We start from the raw sequence: 1,030 nt of genomic DNA, 5'->3' as shown, positions 1-1,030 counted from the left end.
CCGTGAAATCGACTACGAGCACCTCACCACCCAGCAGGTCATCGATGAGGTCAACGCGCAGGGCGGCTTCGGGTTCATCGCCCATCCGTTCTTCAAGAAGCGGCGGTGGACCGACTACAGCGTGACCGGCTTCACCGGGATCGAAGGCTACAACGTGGCGCACGACACCCTCGATGAGAACCGCACCCGCCTCGCGTTCTGGGTCCTGACGGTGCCGCAGGACCTCTTTTTCTACTCCATCATCAACCGGCCGTATGACCCGCTCCGCCGGTGGGATGAGCTGACCGCCGAGCGCGGACGGATGGTCGGCATCGGATCCACCGATGCGCACGAGTTCCACGCATTCGGCATGAAGTTTGCGCCGTACGAGACGCTGTTTCGGCTCTCGCGGACGCACCTCCTCGTGGCCTCCGGCGAGCTGACGCCCGAAGCCGTGTACGACGCGCTGCGGCAGGGGCACGCCTACTTCTCCATCGAATTCCTTGCCGAAGCCCGCGGGTTTACCTTCGCGGCGCGGCGCGGCAACCGGGTCGACGGGATCATGGGCGACTCGGTGCCGCTGACTGACGGGCTGACGTTATCCGTCGGCTTGCCTGCTGCGGCGGAAATCGTCCTCTTCAAGGACGGCGCCGAGATAGGCCGCACGGTCGCGCAGACCTGGGACGTGCCGGTCACCGAACCGGGGGCGTACCGCGTGGAAGTCAACCGGCACGAGAAGCCCTGGGTCTTCTCCAACCCGATCTATGTGGGCGCTGCGGCCCAGCCGCCGGCGGCCGGCCCGGAAACGCGCGACACCCCGGACAGCGACGCAGGCACGGGGACCGGTCTCGGACCCTTGCCGGACGACGCCGGGTAGCTATGCGGCGCGCTGCATCACTGCTGACCGCCGCGCTGTTCGCCGGGTGTGCCACCGCACCGGTGTCCCGCGACACGCGCGCGGCCGCGGCCGTGCCGGATGAGATTCAGGCGTATTACGACTATCCGCGCCGGCCGATCCAGGCCACGGTGACCATGACCCGCACGGCCGAGC

General features: G+C 67.9%; 1 protein-coding gene. It reads left to right on the top strand.

What is annotated here, in order from left to right; all coding sequences use genetic code 11:
• Positions 1-856, top strand: an 856-nt coding sequence (locus Q8Q85_14585; GenBank protein ID MDP3775483.1) for a hypothetical protein, incomplete at its 5' end; no start/stop codon positions are given.
• Positions 857-1,030 lie beyond the last annotated feature (174 nt).

This window comes from Gemmatimonadales bacterium, from assembly GCA_030697825.1.
Taxonomy (GTDB): Bacteria; Gemmatimonadota; Gemmatimonadetes; order Gemmatimonadales; family JACORV01; genus JACORV01.
Note: the sequence above shows the minus strand (reverse complement) of the source record. Positions and strands in the feature narration are given on the sequence as shown.